Below are 21,320 nucleotides of genomic sequence, written 5' to 3'. Positions count from 1 at the left end.
GAGACTGGCGTCTCTTCAGCGCCGAACGGCGATTCTACGTGCGGAGGGTCACGCGTCGGGGCGCGATTCGGCGCGCTCTCGGAACCAGGCACCGGGCAGCAGCAGGGCGAGTGCCACGACGAGCGCGCCCACGTACCAGATGTAGCCGTACACGTCAGCCGGCACCAAGGTGTCACCGCCCGGACCCTCGGTCCCGAGCACCGCGGTCGTCGTCGCGACGCCCAGACCGAGTGCGAGCATCCCACCGCCACCGGTCCAGGCACGCGCCACCACGCCGCCGAGCAGCACGATCGCGAGCGCGAGCACGAGGCCCCACGGCCGAGAGAGGCGATGCACGCCGGTCCCGATCACGCCGATGACGACGCCGAGGAAGAAGCTGCCGGCCCACCGGGCCAGCGTGCGAGGGCTCAGGTCCACGGCGGTCACGGTACGCGAACTCCCTGAGGCCACCGCACAGCCGACGCGTCAGATCCGGGCGCGAGGCGGTACGACTCGGTCGCGAGGACGGGCTCGAGGAGTCCGCCGCTGAGGGCGTACTGCGCCACGACACCCGGCAGCACCACGGCCTTCGCGGCCTGGACCTGGGTGACGTGCGCCCGCAGCGCCTCGAGCAGCGGGTCGAGCACCGGTGCCACGTCCACCAGGACGTCGACCTCGTCGGGCGGCACGGCCGCCGACGGCAGCGGCGAGCCCACCGACGAGACCAGACCCGCAGGCACGCGCGCCGCGCAGCTCTGCCTGCCCTGGACGAGCGCGTCACCGTCCTGGGCAGCCCACAGGACGCACGGCACCTCCCACCCGGGAACCCCGTCAACGTCGTCCGCCGCGAGGCGCACGGCGCGCATCATCACCCGGTGGGCCTGGACGTGGTCCGGGTGACCGTAGCCGCCGCCAGGCTCGTAACCGACCACCGCGTCGGGGCGCCGGGCCCTCAGCAGCGCGGCCAGCCCCGTCGCGGCCAGGCCGACGTCCGCCCGGGCGAACGCTCCGGCCGGCACGTCGGGGCCGATCATCGCCCGGCCGTCCGGTCCCCAGACCATCCCCGAGTCGACCCACCGGTCGCCGCCGCCGAGCTCGTCGAGGAAGGCGTGGTCGGCGACGCCGAGCGCGGCGAGTGCACCTGCGAGCTCGCCGAGACGGTGCCGAGCCAGTCCGGCGGGGTCACCTGCCAGGTGCTGGTCCGGGCCGAGCACCTCGCCCTGCTCACCGCGGGTGCACGTGACCACGGTGACCGGCCGGCCGGAGCGCGACCAGGTGGCGAGCAGCGCGCCGGTCCAGAGGGTCTCGTCGTCGGGGTGCGCATGCACCGCGACGAGCCCGCCGGAACCGGCGCCGGGGGTCACGCCCGCTTGGCCCGCGCGGTGATCCGGGCCCGCTCGGCCTGGTCGAGCACGACCTTGCGGATCCGGACGATCTCCGGCGTCACCTCGACGCACTCGTCGTCGGCCGCGAACTCGAGCGACTCCTCGAGAGTCAGCTTGCGCGGCGGAACGAGGCTCTCGAACGTGTCGGCCGTCGAGGACCGCATGTTCGTGAGCTTCTTCTCCTTGGTGATGTTGACGTCCATGTCCTCGCGGCGCGGGTTCTCCCCCACCACCTGGCCCTCGTAGACCTCGGCGGTCGGGTCGACGAAGAACGAACCGCGCTCCTGGAGGTTGAGCATCGCGTACGGCGTCGCCTTGCCGGCGCGGTCGGCCACGAGCGACCCGGTCGTGCGCAGCTCGATCGGCCCGGCCCACGGCTCGTAGCCGTGCGCGATCGACGAGGCGATGCCGGTGCCGCGGGTCTCGGTGAGGAACGTCGTGCGGAACCCGATCAGACCGCGAGCAGGGACGACGAACTCCATCCGAACCCAGCCGGTGCCGTGGTTCGCCATGGTCTCCATCCGGCCCTTGCGCGCCGCGAGCAACTGGGTGACGGCGCCGAGGTACTCCTCCGGCACGTCGACCGTGAGGTGCTCCATCGGCTCGTGCACGGCGCCGTCGATCCGCTTGGTGACCACCTGGGGCTTGCCGACGGTGAGCTCGAAACCCTCGCGGCGCATCGTCTCGACCAGGATCGCGAGTGCGAGCTCGCCGCGCCCCTGGACCTCCCAGGCGTCCGGGCGCTCGGTGGGGAGCACGCGCAGCGACACGTTGCCGACCAGCTCCGCGTCCAGCCGATCCTTGACCTGGCGCGCGGTGACCTTGTGCCCCTTGCCGCCCTTGCCCGCGAGCGGCGAGGTGTTGATCCCGACGGTCATCGAGATCGCCGGGTCGTCGACCGTGATCAGCGGCAGGGGACGCGGGTCCTCGAGGTCGGTGAGCGTCTCGCCGATGGTGATCTCCGGGATGCCCGCGACGGCCACGATGTCACCGGGCCCGGCCTGGGCGACCGGCACGCGCTCCAGCGCCTTGGTCTCCAGCAGCTCGGTGATCTTCACCGGGGCGACGGTGCCGTCCGCACGCGCCCAGGCCACCTGCTGACCCTTGCGCAGCGTCCCGTTGTAGATCCGCAGCAGGGCGAGGCGGCCGAGGAACGGCGAGGCATCCAGGTTGGTGACGTGCGCCTGCAGCGGCACGCCGTCGTCGTAGGTCGGCGCCGGGATGGCCTCGACGATGGTGGCGAACAGCGGCTCGAGGTCCGCTGAGTCGGGCAGCTCGCCGTCGGCGGGCTGGGTCAGCGACGCTCGGCCGGCCTTGGCCGAGGCGTAGACCACCGGGAGGTCCAGCACCGAGTCCAGGTCCAGGTCGGGCTCGTCCTCGTGCAGGTCAGAGGCGAGGCCGAGCAGCAGGTCGGTGGTCTCGTGCACGACCTCGTCGATCCGGGCGTCGGACCGGTCGACCTTGTTGACCACGAGCACCACCGGCAGCCGCGCCGCCAGCGCCTTGCGGAGCACGAAGCGGGTCTGCGGCAGCGGACCCTCGCTGGCGTCGACCAGCAGCACGACCCCGTCGACCATCGACAGGCCACGCTCGACCTCACCACCGAAGTCCGCGTGGCCCGGGGTGTCGACCACGTTGATCGTGATCCCGTCCGCCTCACCGGCCGCGAGCGCGGCGGGCCCCCGGTACCGGACCGCGGTGTTCTTGGCGAGGATCGTGATCCCCTTCTCACGCTCGAGGTCGCCCGAGTCCAGGGCCCGCTCGTCGACGTGCGCGTGCGCACCGAACGAGCCGGACTGCCAGAGCATGGCGTCCACCAGCGTGGTCTTGCCGTGGTCGACGTGGGCGACGATCGCGACGTTGCGCAGGTCGGTGCGCATGGGCATGCCAGGACTCGCAGTTCATGGGGAGGACGCACCGACGCCGGTGCAGGACGGGCCATCCTATCTCGCGCACGCACCGAGCAGCGCACCGAGCGCTCTCGCACCCGGACCCCGCGCTGAAGACCTCCGCTCAGAACCCGCGGCTCGGGTCCTGCGTCTCGGCGTCCTCCACACCGTGCCGCACCGCGTCCTCGCCGTGCCGCCTACGGCGACCGTGACCCGCGGCAGCCTCCGCCTCCTCGCGCTCGATCTCGAGCCGCTGGGCCTCGAGCATCGCGTCGCGTGCCTCGCGCCGCTTGCGCTGCTCCTCCGGGTCGGGCACCGGCACCGCGGCGATGAGCCGCTGGGTGTACGGGTCCTGCGGGTGGTTGACGACCTGCGCGGTCTCGCCGACCTCGACCAGCTTGCCGTTGTGCATCACGGCGATGCGGTCCGAGAGCAGCTCGACGACGGCGAGGTCGTGCGAGATGAAGAGGCAGGCGAAGCCGTGCTCGCGCTGCAGCTCCTGGAACAGCTCCAGCACGGTCGCCTGCACCGACACGTCGAGCGCCGAGGTCGGCTCGTCGGCCACCAGGAGCTTCGGCTCGAGCGAGAGGGCTCGCGCGATGCCGACCCGCTGGCGCTGGCCGCCGGACAGCTCGTGGGGGTAGCGGTTGCGCATCCAGCGGGGCAGCTGCACCTGGTCGAGCAGACGCTCGACCTCACGATCCAGGTCGGCGCCCTTCTTGCCGCCGTGCAGTCGCAGCGGCTCGCCGATCGACTCACCGATCGGCAGACGCGGGTTGAGGGACGAGCCCGGGTCCTGGAAGACGATGCCGACCTGGGTGCGCAGCGGACGCAGCGACTTCCAGGTCGCGCCGACCATCGAGATGCCGCACACGTCGAGCTCACCGCCGGTGACCGGCAGCAGGCCGACGACCGAGCGCCCGATCGTGGTCTTGCCCGAGCCGGACTCGCCGACGAGGCCGACGACCTCGCCCTGCCGGATCATCAGGTCCACGCCGTCCACGGCCCGGAAGGCCGGGGTGCGGCGGCGCCCCGGGTACTCGATGATCATGCCGCGCGCGTCCATGACGACCGGCGCGGTCGACGGCGCTGTCGGGGCCGGCGCTGCGGCCTCCGGCTCCTTGACGACAGGGGCGACCGGTGCCTCCGCGGCCGGGGCGGTCGTCTCCTCGGGCCCTGCCTCGGCGGCCGCCCCGAGCGTCGCCGTCAGGTCGACACCGCCCGTCCGGCCCAGGTGCGGCACCGCGGCCAGCAGCTTCTGGGTGTACGGGTGGGTCGGGTTGCCGAAGATCTCCGCCGAGGTGCCGTGCTCGACGACCACGCCGTCCTTCATCACGATGATCCGGTCGGCCATGTCCGCGACCACGCCCATGTCGTGCGTGATGAGGATGATCCCGGAGTTGATCCGCGACCGCAGGTCACGCATCAGCTTGAGGATCTCGGCCTGCACGGTGACGTCGAGGGCCGTGGTCGGCTCGTCGGCGATCAGCAGGGTCGGGTCGCAGGCCAGCGCCTGGGCGATCATGGCGCGCTGGCGCTGGCCGCCCGAGAGCTGGTGCGGGTAGGAGTGGAACCGGCCCGCGGGGTCGGGGATCTCCACCATGGTGAGCAGCTCGATCGCCCGCTTCTTCGCCTCGCTGGGCGCCATGTCGAAGTGGGTGCGCAGCGTCTCGACGATCTGGAACCCGACGGTGTAGACGGGGTTCAGCGCGGTCATCGGCTCCTGGAAGATCACCGCGATCTCGCGGCCGCGGATCCGGCGCAGCCGCGAGGAGGGCATGCCGATCAGCTCGCGGTCGCCGAGCTTGACGCTGCCGCTCGCCCGGCCGTTGGGCGGCAGCAGGCCGATCAGCGACATCGACGACTGGGTCTTGCCGGAGCCGGACTCGCCGACGATGGCGAGCACCTCACCGGGATGCACGTCGTAGTTCATGCCGGTGGCAGCAGGGAACCACTGGCCGTCGACGTAGAAGTCGACGCCCAGGTCGCGGACGCTGAGCACCGGGGTGTCGGTGGCGACGGACGCGTCAGTGGTCACAGGTGGGTCCTTCCTGCGGCGTGGGCGGAGGTGACCGCCGGCCGATGAGGGAGCATGGGGGCATGGACGTCTACGTGTCGACGTACGGGCGAGTGCTCACGGTGGTCACCGCTGCGGCGGGCGCGCTCGGCGTCGGCGGTGTGGTGTCCGGCGGAGACCTGCGCACCTCGGTGCTCGCGGTGGCGATCGCGGGCTTCGTGGTCGGCATGAGCTGGGCGCTGTTCTGGCGTCCGCGCGTGATCCTCGACGACGGCGGCGTCACCGTGGTGAACGTGGTCCGCACCATCCAGGTGCCCTGGCCGCTGGTGGTCGATGCCGAGGCCGGCTGGTCCCTGGTGCTCAGCACCCCGCGGCACCGCTGGACCGCCTGGGCGGCACCCCGGGCGAGCGGCACCCAGCAGACGCTGTCCCAGGCCGCGCGGCGCGGTCGCCCACCGGCCGAGCCGAGCCGTGCGTCCGCCGAGGTGGTCGCCGCGGCGATCCGGCGCCGTCAGGACGAGCTGGTGGCCTCCGGCGCCCTGGACGGCGCTCGCCGTGCCGCCGAGGAGCAGGGTGTGACCGAGACGGTCACCTGGCACCGCGGCACGATCGCGGGCGCGCTCGCGCTGGTCACGCTCGTCGGCGTGGCCGCGACGCTCTGACCGCGGGAGCCGCACGTCAGGAACCACCGGAGTAGCCGCCCTGCTGGCCGCCCGACCTGCGCACGTTGTCCGCGGCGCGCTCGACGTTCGAGTCGAGCGGCCGGCCGGCCGCGTCGATCCGGTCGTCCGGGCCGCTGCCGCGCTGGGCGAGCTTGGCCTTCTCCATCTTGCGCTGGGACGGGATGCGCTTCTGCCGCGGGTCGAACGCGTCGCGCAGGCCGTCGCCGATGAAGTTCACGCTGAGCGCGATCGCCACGATGAACAGGCCGGGCCACCAGAACAGCCACGGCCGGGTCGCGAACGCGCCCTGGTAGTCCGAGATCAGCCGGCCGAGCGAGACCTCGGGCGGCTGGATGCCGAACCCGAGGTAGGACAGCGCGGTCTCGAGCAGGATCGCGGAGCTCATCAGCAGCGTCGTCGCCACGATGATCACGCCGATCGCGTTCGGCAGGATGTGCTTGAAGATGATCCGGGTGTTGCTCGCGCCGGCGACCCGCGCTGCGTCCACGAACTCGCGCTCGCGCAGCGTGAGGAACTCGCCGCGGACCAGGCGGGCCAGGCCCGTCCAGAGGATGAAGCCCATCGCGACGGCGAAGAGCATGCCCGACACCCGGCCCGCGAGCTTTCCGATCACCGCGCCGATCACGAGCACCGGGATCGTGATGACCAGGTCGGTCGCACGCATCAGCAGGGTGTCCACCTTGCCGCGGAAGTAGCCGGCGGACGATCCGACGATCACACCGATGATCATCGACGTCAGACCGATGATGAACATGACCATGAGCGAGGTCTGCGCACCGCGCATCACGCGCGCGAAGCTGTCATGACCCACCTCGTCCTGGCCGAACGGGTGCTCGCCGAGCGAGAAGCCGGTCCCGCCGAGCCACGTCGGCATGGTCAGGGTCGGGCGCCCGCCCGGGTTGACCATCGCGCCGGTCTCGTTACCGGTGAAGTGCCACCAGCCCGGGATCGGCCCGACGCCGACCGAGGACGTGGCCAGCACGATGATGAAGAGCAGCACAGCCAGGCCGGCGAGGGCGCCCTTGTGCCGGAAGAACCGGCGCCGGACGATCTGCCCCTGCGAGAGGCCCTCGACCTCCTTGAGCTCGATCGCGTTCTCGGCGTGCTCCAGGCCGGCGTCCGGCTGAGTCGGTTCCGTGCTCATGCTTCCAACCTGATCCGGGGGTCGACGGCGGCGTAGATGATGTCCGCGATGATGTTCGCGAGGATCGCCAGCGTGGCGGTGATCACCAGGTACGCCATCACCGGCTCGACCTCGGCGCCGCCGAGGGACTGGATGAACAGCTGGCCCATGCCCGGCCGGGCGAAGACGGCCTCGGTGATGATCGCGCCTCCGATCAGCGTGATGACGTCGATCGGCACGATCGTGGCGAGCGGGATGAGGGTGTTCCGGAAGGCGTGCCGGACCACGACGACCCGCTCCGGCAGGCCCTTGGCTCGCGCCGTCCGGATGTAGTCCTGGCCCATCACCTCGAGCATGCTCGAGCGCGAGTACCGGGTGTACGCGGCGAACGCGATGAGGATGAGCGTCAGCGTCGGCAGGATCAGGTGCGTGTACGAGTCGAGCACGCCGACCCAGTAGTTCCCGCCGATGTTCGGCGTGCGGTCGCCGAACGTCGGGATCGGTCGGCCACGCAGGTAGTTGGAGTACGGCCCCCAGACCTGCATCACCTGGTCGATGAAGATCAAGGCTGCTACCAGGAACGACGTGATCGCCGCGGTCCGCATCGAGATCCCACGGTCGGGCCCGGCGAACAGCCAGCCGATCCCGAGGCCGACCACGATCGAGACCGCGGCGAGGCCGAAGATCATCAGCGTCGCGGTCACGCTGCCGTTGGTGCCGAACATCGGCAGGGCGAAGAACGACTGCATCGGGAAGTACAGGACCACACCGAGCGCGACGGCGGTCAGCGCGGAGAACAGCGCCCGCCGGTTGCGCAGCCCGGCGCCGATCCCGGCCACCGCGAACGCGATCGCCGTGCCGACCACCGCGAGGAGCACCGGGCCGACGGTCGGGTTCTGCCACCAGTCCGTGAGCTGGAGGTAGGCCAGCATGGCGAACGTCGCCGCGGCCCCGAGCAGGAAGGTCTGCACTCGCCGCCGAGCGGTGCCGCCGATCGCGAACATCCAGAGCACGCCGGCGACCGCTGATATCGCGGCGACCACCGGCCATGGGATGAAGGCGTCCGCGAGGAAGTCGTTGAAGCCGATCGCCGCCCACTGCTTGAGCAGGACCGCGACCCAGAAGGAGGGAAGCGAGTAGAGCAGGAACGACAGGAAGATGATCAGGTAGTCGAACGTCGAGTACTGCCGCAGTGCAGACACGATGCCGACGGTGACGCCGAGGACCAGGGCCAGGAACGTGGCCGCCGTGACCAGCTGCAGCGTCGAACCGATCGCGTGGGCGATCAGCGGGCCGACCGGCTCACCGCTGCGCCAGGCCACCCCCGGGTCGCCCTGGACGAAGTTCCACAGCCACTTGAAGAACCGGATGACCACCGGTGTGTTCAGGTCGAGCTGATCGATGCGCTGAGCGATGAGCTGTTCCTTGTTGAGCGCGGTGGACTGCCGCAGGTCGTCGAGCGGGTCGACGGCGCGGTTCACCAGAAGGAACATCAAGAAGATCGCCGTGAAGAGCGTCGCCAGCCCGGTGAGGGTACGGCGGACGAGGAACGAGAGCACCAGGGGGCCTTTGCTCCGGCGGAAAGACTCAGCGGGTGATCCTAACCCCGGTGGAGGCGGTCACCCGCACGAACGGGGGCGTTCCGGGCACTGACCAGCGGCTGCGCCCGGCAGAACTGAGGGCGCCGGGGCAGGTGCTCCGGCGCCCTCAGTCAGGACCTCCGGTTGGGAGGGACCGCAGCCCCTCCCAACCGGGCGGTCAGGGTCAGGAGATCAGCTGGCCGCCGCGGCGTCGCCCGGCGTCCACTCCCAGAACCCGTAGAAGATCGTCGGCGAGAGCGAGATCTTCTGGACGTTGCCGATGTTCGCCGGGTTCCAGCCGGTGACGCCCGGGAACTGGAACAGCGTGACGCCGAAGGCGTCGTCGACGAGGTGCTTCTCGATCTGACCGAGGATCTCGCCCTGCTTCGTCGAGTCGGTCTCGACACCGAGCTGGTCGAACAGCGCGTCGACCTCGGGGTTCGAGTACCCGTAGAAGTTGTTCAGGCCGCCGGTGCGGTAGTTCGCATCGGACTCGGTCACGGCCGTCGAGGTGGACTGCCACCCGAACAGCGCCGCGTCGTAGTAGTTGATCGCACCGTCGAGGTCAGCACCCCAACCGTTCTGGACCTCGTAAGGAACGACGTCGAAGCCGGCGTCCTTGGCCGAAGCCGCGATCAGCTCGTACTCGTTCTGACGACGCGGGTTGTTGGGGTCGTAGAGCAGGCGCACCTGGACCGGCGTGGTGACACCGGCGTCGGCGAGCAGGCTCGCGGCCGTCTCGATGTCCGGCGAGCCGTAGACGTCGGCCTGGCCGTTGGCGGCCACGACGGCGTCGTAGTTCGGCGAGCCGGGCACCACGGTGAACGACTGACGCAGCTCGGCGTTCGGGTTGAGCGGCTTGATCAGGTTGTCCACGATCTGCTGGCGCGGGATCGTGTGCAGGAACGCCTGGCGAACCTTGAGCGCCACGTCAGCGTCGCCGCCGTAGGTGGCCGGGTCGAACGGGCCGCCGTTGGCGAACTGCAGGTCGACGTGCTCGAACACGGCCTCGTCCTCGGTGGTGACGGTCAGGCCGTCGATGGCCTTGAGCGCCTCGAGGACGTCCGCGGTCGACTGCGGGCTGATCAGGTCGACCTCACCGTTCTGGAGCGCCTGCACCTGGCCCATGGCGTCGCCGTTCCAGCGGATCGTCACGGTGTCGATGGTGGCCGCGTGGTCACCGGTGTAGTCCGCGTTCGCCTTCAGGGTCATGTACTGGTCCTGGACGAAGTCGGTCATCAGGTACGCACCGTTGGAGAGGTACAGCGACGCGTCGTCCGGGAGCGAGGTGTAGTTGAAGTCGTTGCTCCACACCTGCGAGATCGGGGCGATCGAGGTCAGGTCCTCGTTGTCGATCGCGTCGACCAGGGCCTGGGTGGCCTCGGTCGGGTCGTCGATCCCCAGCGCGCGCTGCGCCACGACGTGTGCCGGCATGAACGACCCGGTCATGCAGGTCTCCCAGTCGGCGAACGGCTTGTCGTACGTCAGCGTGATGGTGTTGCCGTCGATCGCCGGGGTCTGCGAGATGTAGTTCTGCACGCAGCCGCCGCCGGCGTCGAAGTAGATGCCCGCGTCGAGCTCGTCCTGGTTCGTGACGTTGTAGTCCTCGTCGTACGTCGGCTCGACGTTGTTGAACTTGCCGCTCTGGGCAGCCCACTCGAGGAGGAAGTCGGCCGGGGTGACCGCGACGCCGTCGGACCACATGGCGGTGTCGGCGAAGGTGTACTTGATGGTCAGCGGGTCGTCCGAGACCTTCTCGTAGCTGCCGAAGCCCGGGTCCTGAACGAGGTTCAGGTCCTTGTCGTAGTAGTTGAAGCCGTCGGTCATCAGGTACTTGATGATCGCGTTGGCCGTCGCGTTACCCGTCGCAGTGTTCTGGTTGTACGAGTAGAACGGCTGGTTCCAAGCGATGTTGACCGCGGTCTCCTGACCGAGCCCGGCATTGTCGGAGGTGGACGACGAGCTCTCGTCGCCACCGCTCGAACCCGAGCACGCGGTGAGCGCGAGCGCGCTCGCGGCGAGCACCGCCACCGCTGCCGACTTGCGTGTGATCCTCAATGTTCCTCCTGGTAAGGGAGAGCGGCCGCCCCCATTGCTGCACACACCCGTGGGTGCGCCACAGACTGACCGCTGTCGCGTGGGTGACACGGTAGCCCTCGGCGGAACGGGTGAAGTAACCCCTCCCGCCCGCCCAGGGGGATCGTTACGGGATTGATACTGCCAAGTACGTCCCGACATGCGAGACAGATCGTGGGTCAGCGATGGGAGGCGTCCACCGCGACAGACCGGCGGCGCCCGCCCCAGTTTGATCACGTTCCCCCTGGTCAGACCGCACTCGCCGGGCCGGCGAGAGGCGACGGCGCGCCGTCTTGCCGGTCAGTGCGTGGACAGGTTGTCCGCACCTCGGGCACCCCTCGGCCGCCACCGCGGAGCCGGGGCACCGGGACGAACCGGAACAGCCGAAACACAGGTTTTACTTCCGCCACGCCTAGAGTGCTCGCGTGCTGCCCGAGGTGACCCGATGACCCGCGTTCGCGGGCTGCTGATCTTGCTGTCCGCAGCCATGGTGGTCGACACCGCCGGCTACTCCGCGATCACCCCGCTGCTCCCCCACTTCGTCGACACCTACGGCCTCGGGCGGGTCGGCGCGGGACTGCTCGCCGCGGCCTACCCGCTCGGCACGGTGGGTCTCGCGCTGCCCGCCGCATGGCTCGTGGCTCGCGTCGGGCCGAAGCGGGTGACGCTGCTCTCGCTGACACTGCTCGGTGCTGCCTCGCTCGGCTTCGCGCTCGCCACGACGGCGCCGCTGCTCGCGCTCGCGCGCCTCGCGCAGGGCTGCGGCGCGGCCGGCCTGTGGTCCGCAGCGCTGGCCTGGGCCATCGCGATCGCACCCGCCGGCCGCCGCGCGGAGGTGATCGGCACAGTCACCGGCGCGGCGATCGTCGGTGCGGTCGGCGGTCCGGTGCTCGGGGTGCTCGGCGACCTGATCGGCATCCGGACCGTGTTCCTCGTGTTCGTCGCGGTGCCCGCCGTGCTCGGTGCGCTCGTGGCCAGGCGCCCGGCACCACCCACGGTGGCTCGAGCGTCGGGCCTCCGGGACCTGGTGCGGGCCGCGCACGACGGCCGGGTCCGGCTCGGCGTGTGGCTCATGGTCGTCCCGTCGATCGGGTTCGGCGTGATCGCCCTGCTGGTGCCGCTGCGGCTGGACGCCCGGGGCTGGACCGCCGCAGGGATCGGCGCCGTGTTCCTGGTCGCCGCCGTCACCGAGGCCCTCGCCTCGCCGGTCGCCGGCCGTGCCGCGGACCGCTACGGCCCGCACGTCCCGGGCTGGGTCGCGCTCGCCGCATCCGGCATCGGGCTCGCGCTGCTCGCACCGCGCTGGGGCGGCGGCCCGGCGAGCGCCTGGACGATCGCCGTGCTCGTGCCGCTGACCGGCGCCGTGCTCGGCTCGCTCTGGACGCCGGCCATGACGCTGCTCACGCACGGTGCCGAGGACGGCGGGGTCGATCCCGCGTTCGGGTTCGGGATGGCCAACCTCTCCTGGGGCGTCGGGACGGGCATCGGGAACCTCGCCGGTGGCGGGGTGGCCGAGATCGCCGGCGACTGGGCCGCGTTCGCGCTGGTCGCGGCGGTGGCGGCGGGCAGCGCCGTGGCGGTTCGGCGGATGGCGACCCCGCGGGTGCGCGAGCTCTAGCCCTCGAGGGCGGCGATCGGGACCCCGCCGGGACGTTCGAGCGCCGCGAACAGCGCACGCGCATCGGCATCGGCCGGGCGCGCGACACCCTCGGCCCAGTCGAAGTACCCCTCGAGCATCGCGACCACCGGCGCGGCGTCGGTCAGCCGTCCGTCGTGCTCGAGGCGTGGGTCGATGTGCAGCGCCACCAGCAGCATGCCGGGGACCCTCGGCAGCCCGGCGCCGAGCGACGGCTGGAAGTACGGGACGTCCAGGAGGCGTCCGCCGCCGCGCGCGTAGAACCGGACCCGGCGGGCCGGGTCGCCGCGCAGCGCGTGCGCCTCGTGGCACGCCGGGTCCTCGACCTCGGTGAGCACGACAGCCGGGGGATCTACCCGGGCCAGCCAGCGTGCCACCGCGGCCGCCAGGAGAGTTGCCCCCAGCCCGGTCGACCGGTGGCCCGGCGCCACGGCGAGGTAGCTGAGCAGCGCGACCCCGGGCGAGAAATCACCGACCGCGACGGCCTGCGGCTCCCCGTCGCGCGCCGTGACGAGCACCTCCGTCTCGCCCGCAGCGACGCCCTCGACGAGGCTCTCGACCGTGACCAGCTCGGTGGGCTCGAAGGCCGGCTCGAGCAGCCGGGCGTGGACCTGCGCGATCTCGGCCGGGTCCCGGACCTCCCGCAGCGTCACGGCGAGCCTCGGTCCGCCTCGACCTGGTCGCGCAGGGCACGCAGCTCGCGGGTGGCACGCCAGTTCAGGAACGCGAAGACCCCTGCGAGCACGACGAGGATCAGCACCGCCGCGAGGGTCGGCAGGCCGGACAGGTCGTACCCGGCCTGGAGCACCGACACGAGGCCGGAGAGCCCGATGATCATGATCCCGATCCCGACGGCCTCGATCAGCTGCCGAGTGCGCGCGCTCTGCTCGTTGCGGCGCTCCTCCAACCGGTCGGCGATCCGCCGGCTGGTGATCTCCAGCAGCTGCTGCAGCCGGTTGCCGAGCACCTGCTCCTTGGCCTTGACGAAGCCGTCGCGCAGCGCCGGGTAGCCGGACGACTCGAGGACGGTGTCCAGGTCGAGGCGCAACGACGTCGACGTCACCAGCGCCGGGGACTCGATGAAGAGCATCGTCGCCTGGTTGGACTGCACGAACCGCTGGAGCTCGAGCTCGCTGCGCTCGATCGCCACGATGGTTCGCTGCAGGGTCTCGATGCTCACCCGGTCCCGTGCCGCTGCTGCCGCACGCTGCCGGGCGGCCGCACGGCGAGAACGCTTCGGCGCGGCCGGTTCGGGGGCCTCGGCGAGCAGCCGGTCCACGACGTCGACCGCCGCGGCGATCTCCTGCGCGTGCTTGGCGACCTCGTCGTTCCAGCCCGCGTACATGCCGTGCAGGCTGTGCGCGAACTCGACGTATCCGCGGACCGTGCCGACCGAGTAGGCCGGTGAGCGGAAGCTCGCGAGCAGGGTCGTGTTCGCGTTCGCGACGAGGATCTCCTGGTGCAGCGTGAGGATCGGGTACTCGCGCAGGTCCTCGACGTCGTAGCTGGCCCAGTCGGCGATCGACGTCGCGCCGCCCGGCATCGGGTGGACCAGCGGCTGCGCCCCGAACAGCCGCGGCAGCACGCGCGCGTCGTCCGCGACCCGGCCGACGGTGTCCTGGGCGCCCGCACAGATCCGTGCCCGGTCGATGACGCCTATGACCGAGTACATGCCACGCCGCCAGCCGACCGACACCCCGGCCGGGCGCCCGTCCACGCCGACGTGGTGCGGCACGGCTCGGTCGACCTCGTCCGCGACCCGCCGGATGATCGTCGAGGCGACCGCGGCCAGGCGCGGCCACCGGGTCGGCGTCCCGGCCGGGTCGTCCGCCCGCACGAGGGCCAGCAGACCGCCGAGCTCGTCGAGGTCGCCGTACACCGGGGACGCCGTCGAGACGATCTCCGCCAGGTCGGACGGGTCGGCGTCGGCCACGGCGAGCTCGAAGCGCACGCAGTGGTTGCCCAGCTCGGAGAACTGCACCTTGACCCGGATGGGCCGGGTGCAGGCGCCGTGGCGGACGTCGGGGGTCCGGCGAAGCTCGAGGTCGGGGAGCACCAGCTCGGTGCCCGCGAAGTGGCGACCGAGCGCGTCGTCGCCCTGCCAGGCGTCGGAGATCTCCAGCGCGGCCGACGGGGGCTCGGTCGGCACGAGCCCGCCGAGGTCCCAGTCGCGACCGTGCGCCCGGACGGCCGCGACGACCTGCTCGTTGATCGCGGAGGCCGGCGAGCGCAGGCTGAACGGGTAGAGCACGACGATGCTGCCCTCGTCGACGCGCAACCACTCCGAGCTCCGCGCGGCGTCCAGCGCCTCGAGCGCGGCGAGCTGGCTGCGGACCTCGCTCGCGTCCTCGCCCCGGAGCAGCGGTCCGGCCAGGTCGCGGCGCAAGGCCTCGATCGCCGGCGCGACGCTCGGCTCACCGTCGCCGAGGAAGCCGATCGCGGCGCGGCACGCGGTGTCGACCGCCTCGAAGTACGCCACCTCGCGACGGACCTCGTCACGCACCTGATCGAGGCAGTCCGCTCCGGCAGCCTCGGCCGACGCGACGATCCGTCGGACCTCGGCCAGCGCCTCGCCCACCACGCGCTCGGCCACGGGCAGGCAGCCGGTCAGCATCGCGGACTCGACGGCGAACTCGTGCCTGAGGAACAGCAGCAGGTCACGGCACACCTCAGTGCCCTCGCGCCGGTCGGCCGGCAGCTCCTGCCAGGCGGCGTCGACCACGTCCATCAGGTCGGCCATCGTCCCGTGGTCCCAGGTGAGCTCCCAGGCCCGCTCGCACGCGTGCCGGACGTGCAGCAGCAACGCGGTCAGGGCCGCCGGCCGGGCCGCCGCCGACCGCACGACCTCCGGGACGAGCGCGCGGGCCGAGGCCGCACCGGAGGCGGTCCAGGCGTCGGCGTCGCCGAGCAGGTCCGTGAGGTGCGCGAGCCCGTCGAGGGCCTCGGCAGGCAGGGGCGCCGTGCCCCCGTCCTGCCCGGCGAGCGCGTCGAGGAGCCAGCGCTGCAGCGCGCGCCCGTCGCCGGCGAACATCGCCCCGGCGGCGGCATCGACCTCTGTCTCGACGGTCACCCGGCGAACCTACCCGGTGACGCCCACGGTCGCGCCGGCGGTCGTGTCGGCAGCTCGAACTAGCGTTCGACCCGTCGAAGGAGGCTGGGATGAAGGTGCTGGTGGCGACCGAGACGACCCAGGGTGCGCGGGCGGACGACTACTCGTGGGCCACGCCCGGCGAGCTCGTGATGTTCGGCCTGATCTGCGCGACCGACCTGCGCGGGGTCGGACGCGGCTGCGGGTGCGGGCGCGGCTTCGCCGGGCTGCACTCCGAGCGCGCGACGACCACGGCCGAGGTGGTCGAGTGGGGCTCGAGCCTGGACGACCTCGCGCTCGCGTTCCGGGACAGCCTGCAGCGTGGCGGCTGGCTCGAGAGCGCCACCGCGGAGGAGGCGGACGACGCCGTGCACTCCGCCGTGATGGAGGTGCTGCTGGTCGCCGACCGCTACCCGGCCGGCACGGTGATCGGCACCAACCTCGGCAACCAGTACGTGCGGCAGGAGGCGGCGGCGCGCTGATCGTCTAGCGTCACGTCATGGAGTTCTCCGACCCGCAGGTCATCCTGTTCGTCGCGGACTGCGAGCGGGCCGCGACCTTCTACTCCCACCTCGGCTTCCGCGAGACGTTCCGCTCCCCGGCGGCCGACCCGGTCAAGATCGAGATGCTCCAGGGCGGCTTCGGCCTCGGGCTGGCGCTGCCCGAGCCTGCGGCGCAGAGCCACGGACTCACTCCCGTGACCGCCGGGCACCGGGCGTGCCTCACGCTGTGGACCGACGACGTCGCAGGCGCCTACGCGACGGCACTCGAGGCGGGAGCGACCGCCTTGCGAGGACCCCACCCGTTCCGCGACGGCCTGCTCTCGGTCGCGTTCGTCGAGGACCCGGACGGCCATCCCGTGCAGCTGGTCGAGAAGGTCGCGCCGTAACGACGGCTACACGTTGAAGCGGAACTCGACCACGTCGCCGTCGGCCATGACGTAGTCCTTGCCCTCGATCCGGGCCTTGCCGACCGAGCGGGCCGCGGCGACCGAACCGGTCTCGACGAGGTCGTCGAACGAGATCACCTCGGCCTTGATGAAGCCCTTCTCGAAGTCGGTGTGGATCACGCCGGCCGCCTGCGGGGCCGTCCAGCCCTGACGGATCGTCCAGGCCCGCGACTCCTTGGGGCCGGCGGTGAGGAAGGTCTGCAGGCCGAGCGTGTGGAAGCCCACCCGCGCGAGCTGGTCCAGACCAGGCTCGCTCTGCCCGGAGGCCTCGAGCATCTCGGCGGCGTCCTCGGGGTCGAGCTCGACGAGCTCCGACTCGAGCTTGGCGTCCATGAAGACGCAGTCCGCCGGGGCGACGAGGGCCCGCATCCGGGCCTTCATGTCGTCGTCGGCGAGGCCGGCGTCATCGGTGTTGAAGACGTAGATGAACGGCTTGGTGGTGAGCAACCCGAGCTCGCGCAGGATCGCGGGCGTCGCACCCACCTTGGCGAGCCGGTCCGCGGCCGCGAACAGCGTGGTGCCCTCGCCGAGGATCTCCTGGGCGGCCTGCGCGACGGTCAGCACCAGCGGGTCGGCCTTCTTGCCGCGCACCTCCTTCTCCAGCCGCGGCACGACCTTCTCGAGGGTCTGCAGGTCGGCGAGGATCAGCTCGGTGTTGATCGTCTCGATGTCGTCGGCCGGGTCGACCGTCCCGGTGACGTGCACGACGTCGGCGTCGGTGAAGGACCGGACCACCTGGCAGATCGCGTCGGCCTCGCGGATGTTCGCGAGGAACTGGTTGCCGAGGCCCTCGCCCTCGCTCGCACCCTTGACGATGCCGGCGATGTCCACGAACGACACGGTCGCCGGGACGATCCGCTCGGAGTCGAACAGGTCCGACAGCGTCGCGAGGCGCGGGTCGGGCAGCGGCACCACACCCACGTTCGGCTCGATCGTCGCGAACGGGTAGTTCGCCGCGAGCACGTCGTTGCGGGTGAGGGCGTTGAAGAGGGTCGACTTGCCGACGTTGGGCAGCCCGACGATGCCGATGGTGAGAGCCACGGGCGAGAAGTCTACGGGCGACCGCGCCACCTCCCGTGCCGGTGCCCCGGGACGACCGCGGCCGTCCCCGCCGCGGGACCGCCCTCAGGCGACCGAGACCAGCTGCTGGAGCAGTACCGGACCTCGCCGGTCGATCAGGTGGCCGCCCCACCGCACCCCGATCACCAGCAGCACTGCACCGAGCACCACACCGACGAGCAGCGCGACCCAGCCGAGCGCGGCGGAGCCCCACAGCACGGCGAGCAGCCCGAGCAGGTTCCCGGGCAGCGCGAGCACACCCACCACGAGGAAGCCACCGAGCTGTCCGAGCACGGACACGACCGACGCCCCCTGCCTGGTCCCGAACGGGTTCTCCCCCGCCTGCTGGACCCGCAGCACCACGAGCGCGGACATCACGCTCGCCGCACCCAGCGCCGTGAGCAGCGTGCCGAGCGCCCCACCGAGGAGCGCGGGCAGGTCGGCCAGGTGCCCCGCGATCACGCCGAGCACCACCGTCAGCGCGATCAGGAGCGGGACCATCACGGCGCCCGCCCCGAGCACGCGACCGGCCCGGTCGTCCACGCCGCGCAGCGGTGAGGCGACGTGCAGCCACAGCGCCGTGCCGTCCGAGGAGGTGTCGGTGGACAGCGTCCAGCCCATCACCGCCGCGAGCAGCGGCACGAGGGCGATCACGCCCTCGCCGACCCCGAACGCCCACATCGCCAGCGGCATCAGCGGCACCGCGAGCAACGCGGTCGAGTAACGGGGGTCCCGACGCCAGTAGGTCAGCGAGCGAGCGGCGATCGCGCCGAGCGGCCGGTCCGGGAGGACGCCGAACCACCCGAGGCCACGCGCGCTGCCGCCCGTACCCGAGGCCTCGCCGAGTGGCTGGACCAGCGCACGCGCCAGTGCGCGGTCCCACACCAGCACGACCACCGCGAGGCTCACCACGAGGACGCCGACCCGGGCTGCCACGAACGACCAGTGACCCGCGACGACGTCGGCCGGCGCCTGCCACGCCGCCCCGAACGGCGTCCAGCCGAGCACGTCGACGACACCCGAGAGGGACTCCCGCAACCGGTCCGCCCTCAGCTCGCCGGTGACCAGCCGGCCGAAGAGCAGGTACCCGACGGCGAGCAGCAGCATCACCGCGACCCCCGTGACCTCGCGTGACCGGCGGCCGCTGAGGGCCCGCGCGGCGGCCGTGGTCGTCGCGCGCGAGGCGGAGACCGCGAGCGCGACGGCCAGCGCTCCGGTGAGCAGCGCCACCAGGACCGCGGCGGGCGAGCGCCACCAGACCATCGCCGAGCCGGCCACCGCGAGGACGGTGACCGCACCGGGCACCCCGATCAGCCCGGACAGCCCCAGCCCGGCGAGCAGGCGACGCCGAGGGATCGGGAAGGTGACGAAACGCGCCGGGTCGAGCGTCGCGTCGACACCGAAGGCGACCAGCGGCAGGACCGCCCAGCCGAGCACGAGCGCGGACCCCGCCACGACCAGCACGGCCTGCTTCAGGACCACCGAGTCCGACATGGCCAGACCCACCAGCCCGAAGGACACGAGCGCGAGCGCCCCGAGGCCGTAGAGGGCGCCGAACACCATCGCGACGACCTGCCAGGGCGAGCGCCGCAGACCGTTGCGCAGCAGCGCGAGCTTCAGTCGGACGAGGTGCGCAACCACGCGAGCCCCTCCCCCGTGGTCCGTCCGCCGACCAGCTCGACGAACCGGTCCTCGAGGCTCGCCCCGGCCCGCACCTCCTCGACCGTCCCGGCCGCGAGGACCCTGCCGCCCGCGATCACCGCGACGTGCGAGCACATGCGCTGGACGAGGTCCATCACGTGGCTCGAGACGATCACCGTGCCGCCGGAGCCGACGTACGACGCCAGCAGGTCGCGGATGTTGGCCGCCGAGATCGGGTCGACCGCCTCGAACGGCTCGTCCAGCACGAGCAGCGAGGGCGCGTGCACCAGCGCGCAGGCGAGGGCGACCTTCTTGGTCATGCCGGCCGAGTAGTCGACCACCAGGGTGTCGCGATCGGCGACCAGGTCCACCGCGGCGAGCAGGTCCGCGGTGCGCGCCGCGACGGTCGGCCGGTCGAGCCCTTGGAGCAGCCCCGCATAGGTGATCAGCTGCGCTCCGGTGAGCCGGTCGAACAGCCGCAGGCCGTCCGGCAGCACGCCGACCGTGCCCTTGACCGTCGGGTCCGCCCACAGGTCGCGGCCGTGCACCAGCACCCGGCCCGCGTCAGGCACGAGCAGCCCGGTGGCCATGGACAGGGTCGTCGTCTTGCCCGCTCCGTTCGGGCCGACCAGCCCGTAGAAGGACCCGCGTGGCACGTCGAGGTCGATCCCGGCGACGGCGACCTTCCGTCCGAACGACCGCCACAGCCCGCGAACCGCCAGCGCGGGCACCGGCAGCGAACCCGCCGGCGTCGTCGCGGCCGGGTCGGAGAGCTGGGCCGGGCCTGGCGACGGGGCCGGGGGCACCGGCGGCTCGGGCGGCGGGGGCGGAACGGTCACCGGGCCACGGTAGGCGAGGCCGGCCACCGTCCGCGTCCGCCCGACGGATGAGTGTCGGTGCGCGGTGGCACCGTGACCTGCATGGACGTCATGGTGGCAGTGCTGTGGGTGGCCCTCGGGCTGGTGCTCGGCCTCGCGGCGGGCTGGACGGTCGGCACCGCGCGCGGCGCCGCACGCGTCCGTTCGGCGGAGCTGACGGCCGCGCGCGCGACCGCTCGGTGGGAGGCCGAGCGGGGGCACCAGGCCGAGCAGTTCAAGGCGCTCGCCGCCGAGGCGCTGACCACCAGCAGCGAGCAGTTCCTCGCCCTGGCCCACCAGCGCCTCGCCGCCGCGCAGCAGCACGGCGAGATGGAGCTCGACCGCCGGCAGGACGCCGTGCGGGAGCTCGTCGAACCGCTCAGCAGGACGCTGGAGGCCGTGCGGCAGGAGGTGAGCACCGCCGAGCGCGCCCGGGCGGAGGGCACCGCGGCGCTGCGCGAGCAGGTCACGGCGATGCGCGAGTCGTCCGAGCGGCTGCGCGGCGAGACCGCACGCCTGGTGACCGCGCTGCGCGCGTCGCACGTGCGCGGCCGTTGGGGCGAGCTCCAGCTCCGCCGGCTCGTCGAGACCGCGGGGATGCTGCCGCACGTCGACTTCGTCGAGCAGGCCCAGGTACACACCGACGACGGCACCGTGCGGCCGGACATGGTGGTCAACCTCGCAGGCGGCAAGAAGGTCGTGGTCGACGCGAAGGTCGCCTTCCTCGGGTTCCTCGAGGCGGCCGAGGCCGACGACGCCGGGCTGCGGTCGGAACGGCTCGCGGCCCATGCGCGGCACGTGCGCGCGCACGTCGACGCCCTCGCGGCGAAGCGGTACTGGGAGCAGGTCGCCCCCGCGCCGGAGTTCGTCGTGATGTTCGTCCCCGCGGAGGCGTTCTGGCAGGCCGCCGTCGAGATCGACCCCGGGCTGGTCGAGTACGCGTTCCAGCGCAACGTGGTGGTCGCGACACCGTCGACGCTGCTCGCACTGCTCCGGACGGTTGCGTACGGCTGGCGGCAGGACTCCCTGGCGGCCAACGCCCAGGCGGTCCTCGACCTCGGACGAGAGCTGCACGGCCGGCTCAGCACGCTCGGCACGCACGTCGCGCGGCTCGGCCGCGCGATCGACACGGCGACCACGGCCTACAACCAGACGGTCGCCTCGCTCGAGACCCGGGTCCTGGTCAGCGCGCGCCGGTTCGCTGCGCTGGACGTGGTGGACGGTGAGCTCGAGCCGCCGCGGGCCGTCACGTCGCGTGCCGCCGTGCCCAGCGCCCCCGAGCTGGTCGACGACCTCGCCCCGTGAGCGCGCCTGCCTCGGCGCGCTCGGTGCGTCCCGGCGTGCTCAGTGCGTCCCGG

At 72.2% G+C, this 21,320-nt stretch carries 17 protein-coding genes; 5 read left to right on the top strand and 12 right to left on the bottom strand.

The window, feature by feature from the left end:
* Positions 1–48: 48 nt before the first annotated feature.
* The 4 genes from OEB99_RS19065 to OEB99_RS19050 form a co-directional block, all read right to left on the bottom strand.
* Positions 49–417, bottom strand: a complete 369-nt coding sequence (locus OEB99_RS19065) for a hypothetical protein (RefSeq protein ID WP_263578887.1) — start codon at positions 415–417, stop codon at positions 49–51.
* Positions 418–422: 5 nt separating this feature from the next.
* A complete protein-coding gene (locus OEB99_RS19060; RefSeq protein WP_263578886.1) occupies positions 423–1,343 on the bottom strand; it encodes a PIG-L family deacetylase in 921 nt (306 codons plus the stop codon).
* Positions 1,340–3,250: a translational GTPase TypA gene (gene typA / locus OEB99_RS19055; RefSeq protein ID WP_263578885.1), complete on the bottom strand. Its 1,911-nt coding sequence runs from the start codon at positions 3,248–3,250 to the stop codon at positions 1,340–1,342. The genes OEB99_RS19060 and typA overlap by 4 nt, the downstream gene beginning before the upstream one ends.
* Before the next feature lie 127 nt (positions 3,251–3,377).
* Positions 3,378–5,291 carry an ABC transporter ATP-binding protein gene (locus OEB99_RS19050; protein ID WP_263578884.1) on the bottom strand — a complete coding sequence of 638 codons (1,914 nt, stop codon included), beginning with the start codon at positions 5,289–5,291 and terminating at the stop codon, positions 3,378–3,380.
* Between the two features lie 62 nt (positions 5,292–5,353).
* Here OEB99_RS19050 and OEB99_RS19045 point away from each other — a divergent pair, with 62 nt between their 5' ends.
* On the top strand, positions 5,354–5,932 hold the full coding sequence (locus OEB99_RS19045) for a PH domain-containing protein (protein WP_263578883.1): 579 nt from the start codon (positions 5,354–5,356) through the stop codon (positions 5,930–5,932).
* Between the two features lie 16 nt (positions 5,933–5,948).
* Here the strand turns inward: OEB99_RS19045 and OEB99_RS19040 are convergent, their stop codons facing one another.
* The 3 genes from OEB99_RS19040 to OEB99_RS19030 all read right to left on the bottom strand — a co-directional run bounded on the left by OEB99_RS19040 (position 5,949) and on the right by OEB99_RS19030 (position 10,714).
* Complete coding sequence (locus tag OEB99_RS19040) at positions 5,949–7,097, bottom strand: ABC transporter permease (protein ID WP_263578882.1); 1,149 nt, start codon at positions 7,095–7,097, stop codon at positions 5,949–5,951.
* Entirely contained in the window at positions 7,094–8,635 is a 1,542-nt protein-coding gene (locus tag OEB99_RS19035) for an ABC transporter permease (RefSeq protein ID WP_263578881.1), read from the bottom strand. Before OEB99_RS19035 ends, OEB99_RS19040 begins: the two co-directional genes overlap by 4 nt.
* Before the next feature lie 213 nt (positions 8,636–8,848).
* The gene (locus OEB99_RS19030) at positions 8,849–10,714 is read right to left on the bottom strand and encodes an ABC transporter family substrate-binding protein (RefSeq protein ID WP_263578880.1); all 1,866 of its coding nucleotides are present in this window, start codon (positions 10,712–10,714) and stop codon (positions 8,849–8,851) included.
* Between the two features lie 463 nt (positions 10,715–11,177).
* Here OEB99_RS19030 and OEB99_RS19025 point away from each other — a divergent pair, with 463 nt between their 5' ends.
* Entirely contained in the window at positions 11,178–12,350 is a 1,173-nt protein-coding gene (locus OEB99_RS19025; protein WP_263578879.1) for an MFS transporter, read from the top strand.
* Here OEB99_RS19025 and OEB99_RS19020 read toward each other — a convergent pair.
* The gene (locus OEB99_RS19020) at positions 12,347–13,021 is read right to left on the bottom strand and encodes a GNAT family N-acetyltransferase (protein WP_263578878.1); all 675 of its coding nucleotides are present in this window, start codon (positions 13,019–13,021) and stop codon (positions 12,347–12,349) included. The genes OEB99_RS19025 and OEB99_RS19020 overlap by 4 nt on opposite strands.
* Complete coding sequence (locus OEB99_RS19015) at positions 13,018–15,438, bottom strand: hypothetical protein (RefSeq protein ID WP_263578877.1); 2,421 nt, start codon at positions 15,436–15,438, stop codon at positions 13,018–13,020. The genes OEB99_RS19020 and OEB99_RS19015 overlap by 4 nt, the downstream gene beginning before the upstream one ends.
* Before the next feature lie 89 nt (positions 15,439–15,527).
* Here OEB99_RS19015 and OEB99_RS19010 point away from each other — a divergent pair, with 89 nt between their 5' ends.
* Both OEB99_RS19010 and OEB99_RS19005 read left to right on the top strand, forming a co-directional pair.
* A complete protein-coding gene (locus OEB99_RS19010; RefSeq protein ID WP_263578876.1) occupies positions 15,528–15,938 on the top strand; it encodes a DUF7715 family protein in 411 nt (136 codons plus the stop codon).
* A gap of 17 nt (positions 15,939–15,955) precedes the next feature.
* Positions 15,956–16,345 carry a VOC family protein gene (locus tag OEB99_RS19005; protein ID WP_263578875.1) on the top strand — a complete coding sequence of 130 codons (390 nt, stop codon included), beginning with the start codon at positions 15,956–15,958 and terminating at the stop codon, positions 16,343–16,345.
* A 6-nt stretch (positions 16,346–16,351) separates the two neighbouring features.
* Here the strand turns inward: OEB99_RS19005 and ychF are convergent, their stop codons facing one another.
* The 3 genes from ychF to OEB99_RS18990 all read right to left on the bottom strand — a co-directional run bounded on the left by ychF (position 16,352) and on the right by OEB99_RS18990 (position 19,944).
* A complete protein-coding gene (gene ychF / locus OEB99_RS19000) occupies positions 16,352–17,446 on the bottom strand; it encodes a redox-regulated ATPase YchF (RefSeq protein ID WP_263578874.1) in 1,095 nt (364 codons plus the stop codon).
* Positions 17,447–17,530: 84 nt separating this feature from the next.
* Complete coding sequence (locus OEB99_RS18995; protein ID WP_263578873.1) at positions 17,531–19,105, bottom strand: hypothetical protein; 1,575 nt, start codon at positions 19,103–19,105, stop codon at positions 17,531–17,533.
* Entirely contained in the window at positions 19,081–19,944 is an 864-nt protein-coding gene (locus OEB99_RS18990) for an ABC transporter ATP-binding protein (protein WP_411910711.1), read from the bottom strand. The genes OEB99_RS18995 and OEB99_RS18990 overlap by 25 nt, the downstream gene beginning before the upstream one ends.
* A gap of 81 nt (positions 19,945–20,025) precedes the next feature.
* Between OEB99_RS18990 and OEB99_RS18985 the strand changes: the two genes are divergently transcribed.
* On the top strand, positions 20,026–21,267 hold the full coding sequence (locus OEB99_RS18985; protein WP_263578872.1) for a DNA recombination protein RmuC: 1,242 nt from the start codon (positions 20,026–20,028) through the stop codon (positions 21,265–21,267).
* The last annotated feature ends 53 nt before the right edge of the window (positions 21,268–21,320 follow it).

Source organism: Actinotalea endophytica (assembly GCF_025717005.1).
Lineage (GTDB): Bacteria > Actinomycetota > Actinomycetes > Actinomycetales > Cellulomonadaceae > Actinotalea.
This window is presented reverse-complemented; position numbering and strand designations above follow the sequence as displayed.